This is a genomic window from Rhodopseudomonas sp. B29 (assembly GCF_000333455.1).
In the GTDB taxonomy this organism is placed as follows: Bacteria; Pseudomonadota; Alphaproteobacteria; order Rhizobiales; family Xanthobacteraceae; genus Rhodopseudomonas.
On the sequence record NZ_BADD01000411.1, the window covers coordinates 1 to 3,880 of the forward strand.

General features: G+C 62.5%; 3 protein-coding genes, 1 tRNA gene and 1 pseudogene. 1 reads left to right on the forward strand and 4 read right to left on the reverse strand.

Annotation, left to right across the window (positions count from 1 at the left end; translation table 11 throughout):
- The 4 genes and pseudogenes from I5M_RS14740 to I5M_RS14755 form a co-directional block, all read right to left on the reverse strand.
- Positions 1-442 (reverse strand): annotated as a pseudogene (locus I5M_RS14740) (AraC family transcriptional regulator); the annotation flags it as partial.
- Between the two features lie 161 nt (positions 443-603).
- A complete protein-coding gene (locus I5M_RS14745; protein ID WP_022722103.1) occupies positions 604-1,026 on the reverse strand; it encodes a hypothetical protein in 423 nt (140 codons plus the stop codon).
- Entirely contained in the window at positions 1,011-1,709 is a 699-nt protein-coding gene (locus I5M_RS14750; protein ID WP_148287877.1) for a hypothetical protein, read from the reverse strand. Before I5M_RS14750 ends, I5M_RS14745 begins: the two co-directional genes overlap by 16 nt.
- Positions 1,710-1,907: 198 nt before the next feature.
- Positions 1,908-1,982 (reverse strand) — tRNA-Gln (locus I5M_RS14755).
- Between the two features lie 222 nt (positions 1,983-2,204).
- On the opposite strand from I5M_RS14755, the gene I5M_RS14760 reads away from it, so the two are divergent.
- Positions 2,205-3,880 (forward strand): acyl-CoA dehydrogenase (locus tag I5M_RS14760; RefSeq protein ID WP_022722105.1); only part of this gene is annotated, 1,676 nt, incomplete at its 3' end.

Consider the following 3,880-nt stretch of genomic DNA (forward strand, 5'->3'; position numbering starts at 1 on the left):
TCATCAAGTCCGACAACAGCTGCTCATGCTCCCCGGCGCAGGCAGGGCGCGCCATCATGTCGATGGCGAGATCGCGCGCCAGCTCACGAATTCGCGGCGTGATCTCGCCGCAGGGCTGGGCGAAGAAGCCGGGCCAACCGCTCGCCGCCCAGGAGGAATGGAACGAGGTCAGCCATTCGGGCTCGATATATAGCGCTAGAATAAGGGTGCGGGGCCGCGACGGGTCGTGCAGATAGGCGTGCGGCTGCCAGCCATCGACCAGAACGGCCGTGGTGTCGTTCAGCGGCGCGACCTTGTCGCCGACCAGGAACTGGGTGTCAGCGCCCTCGACTTTGAGCAGCACGTGGCAATGCGGATGGGCATGGCGCACCAGCGAGGCGTCCATGTCGAGGAGCGCCACCCGGCCGAAACTTCCATGCGCAATCCGAAGCGCCGTCGACATGCCTCTCCACCCAGCGTTTCACCCGCAGGCAACATAACCTCAATTCCGCCGAATACAATTTGGAACGACAGCTTCAAGATGTCGCCGCCGCGACAGCGGCTCGATTTCGATCCTGGGATCATGCACTGCAAAATGCGGAAAGGCCGCGATACGAAGGTTGTTTAATCGCCGGGACCCCTTTGGCTTGGACAATTGCCGCCGGCGGGGTGCGATAATTCCAACGCACGGCCGTGATCGAATATCTGCTTCAAGGATGTAAAGTGCCGGTTGAGCGTATCGGCGCCAATTCCGCGCAACCCTTTCTCGCGTGACAATCCATCGGCTCTGAGCTCCGCGATCGTCAGCTCACTGTCACGGATAGACTTACCGTAGTGCTTGTAAATCTCGCTCCGAAGGAAGTCAGCAAACTTTCCAACGTGAATCTGCTTTAAGGAATTAAGATCAACCAAATGCTGATCTTGGATCATGAATTTGACGAACAGCTGCGAAATGCTTCGAACCTGCCGCTGTGTCTTTTCATCCCAGTGATCATCTTTCCGATTCAAGTCGATTACGTTCTCGGTGAGTTTTAGAAAGTCCGCCATTGCAACGGCCGTCGCCGGACTTTCTTGTTTCTCGGATCGCGAAGCTTTATTTTGCTCGCGAGACATGTCTTCGACCAATGCCGAGCAGGGCCAACTGCGTCGCTGGACGTGAACATCCGATCGACGAGGTCCGCATCCTCCGCCCGAATACCGCCATAGCGTCTATCGGCCGCGGCAAGCGCGAGCTTCATTCCCCGGTAGTATGTACCCTGTGCAATCTGAATGTTTGTAGAGGTTGGCTCGGCCGCAACGCCCTCGATCAAACGCCGAAGAATATGGTGTTTGGTCGGGACCAGGCCGTTGTCTTTCAGCATCTTCAGGTGACGCTTCACCGCCTCGATGTCAGTATCGCATAAGCCGTCATCGACCATACGGACATGATCGTTGTCCGTGACCTCGGCGTAGGGACCACGGGCATCGAGGAGCGAGTAAGTCCAGAAAGCTCTCTTGTCGTCGCGACGTGCTTGATCTGGATCGAAGCCCGTGGACCCCTTGGCGACCAACGCTACCCTGTCGAGCTTCGTTAGATGTCGATCCACGACCGTCCGAAGCATGGCATCGATCTGGGATTTCGATAGCGTTGGATCGACACTTTCGGCGAGCATCACTGCGCCCTCAAGCTGTGAATCAAGTGCCACCGCCAACCGACGCGCCAAGGGCAACGCGGTTGTGCGCAGGCTCACGAGAATATGCGAGGGGGGGCCAGAAACTGGCAAGCTGACGCGGCCTGCGGCGCCTCCAATAGTAGGTGGCTTGGCGGCGAAAAATGTGGAAAGCCACGGTCGTACGACACCTTCGTGTAGCAGCGATGTGTCGCAGGGCTGTGCATCAGCCTCCCAGCTCGGAAATTTACTTTAACATTTCAATAAGATAGATCGTGCTGGCTGGGGCGGGAGGGATCGAACCTCCGCATGGGGGAATCAAAATCCCCTGCCTTACCGCTTGGCTACGCCCCAATGCGCCTGACAGCCGCGGCCGTCCGTCATGTTTGAAGGCCGGTGCGTGCGTCGCCCCGGTCTATCGGGACCGTGGCGGCTTTTCAACCCGCCCTGCCCCCAAAGGCCGCGCCAACGGCGGCGTGCCGCACACTGTCACGGCATCGGACAAAAGGTTGAGAACTCTCCCGCTTTCATGGGAAAAGGCGGCTCGCTTCCATCGCTGCCAGCCGGGACCAGCTCATGACCTATCGTGCTCCGATCACCGACATCCTGCTCTCGCTCAACCACGGCGCCGGGATGCAGGCCGCGCTGGCGGCCGGCCATTACGCCGATTACGACAGCGAGATCACCGCGCAAGTGCTGGAAGAGGCGGGCAAATTCGCCGGCGACATCCTGGCGCCGCTGAACCGCGTCGGCGACAAGAACGGCGTCAAGCTGGAAGGCGGCAAGGTCGCGACCGCGCCGGGCTGGGCCGATGCCTATCGGCGCTGGATCGAGGCTGGCTGGAACGCGGTCTCGGGGCCGGAGGAATTTGGCGGCCAGGGCCTGCCGATGGCGATCAACGCCGTCTGCACCGAGTTGTGGGCGGCCTCCAACATGGCGTTCGGCCTGTGCCCGCTGCTGACGCTGTCGGCGATCGACGCGCTGCATGCTCATGGCAGCGACGAACTCAAACGCATCTATCTCGGCAAGCTGGTGTCCGGCGAATGGACCGGCACCATGCAACTGACCGAGCCGCAGGCCGGCTCCGACGTCGGCGCGCTGCGCACCCGCGCCGAGCGGGCGAGCGACGGCACCTACAAGATCTTCGGCAGCAAGATCTTCATCACCTACGGCGACCACGACATGACCGACAACATCGTGCACTTCGTGCTCGCGCGATTGCCCGATGCGCCCGCTGGCACCAAGGGCATCTCGCTGTTCCTGATCCCCAAGTATCTGGTCAATGAAGACGGCTCGCTCGGCGCGCGCAACGACATCTTCCCGAGCGGCGTCGAACATAAGCTCGGCATTCACGGCTCGCCGACCTGCACGATGTCGCTCGGCGATCATGGCGGCGCCGTTGGTTATCTAATCGGCGAAGAAAATCGCGGCATGGCGTGCATGTTCACGATGATGAACCAGGCCCGCCTCGGCGTCGGCCTCGAGGGCGTCGGCATCGCCGATCGCGCCTATCAGCAGGCGCTGGCCTATGCGCAGGAGCGCAAGCAGGGCCGCGCCATCGGCGCGACCGGCGCCGGCTCGAGCGCCATCATCGAGCATCCCGACGTCAAGCGCACCTTGCTGATGATGCGCGCCCTGACCGGCGCCGCGCGAACCATCTGCTACTCGACCGCGGTGGCGCTCGACATCGCGACGCGTTCGACCGACCCCAAGGTCAAGGCGATGGCGACGGCGCGCGCCGCGCTGCTGACGCCGATCGCAAAGGCGTTCTCGACCGATGTCGGCACCGAGGTCGCTTCGCTCGGCGTTCAGATCCACGGCGGCATGGGCTTCATCGAGGAGACCGGCGCCGCCCAGCATTACCGCGACGCGCGTATTGCACCGATCTACGAAGGCACCAACGGTATCCAGGCGATCGACCTCGTCACCCGCAAGCTGGGCGCGAACGGCGGCGAGTCGGTGTGGCTGCTGCTCGATCAGCTCAAGCTGATCGTCAAGGACGTCGAGGCCTCCAACGACCCGACGTTCGGCGCGACGGGTGCACGGCTGCGCGATGCGCTCGACTCGCTCGATCGCAGCAGCCGCTACTTGCTGGACAAGCTCGGCAGCGCGCCGAACGAAGCGCTCGCCGGCGCGACGCCCTATCTGCGGCTGTTCGGATCGACGCTCGGCGGCTGCGCGCTGGCGGCCGAGGCGATGGCGGCGCGCGAGATCGAAGACGGCGCCGATCCGGCACGCTACGGACGCTGCGC

Excerpts from the sequence above, each read along its gene's own strand:
- I5M_RS14745 (WP_022722103.1), bottom strand. The coding sequence starts at position 1,026 with ATGGCGGACTTTCTAAAACTCACCGAGAACGTAATCGACTTGAATCGG.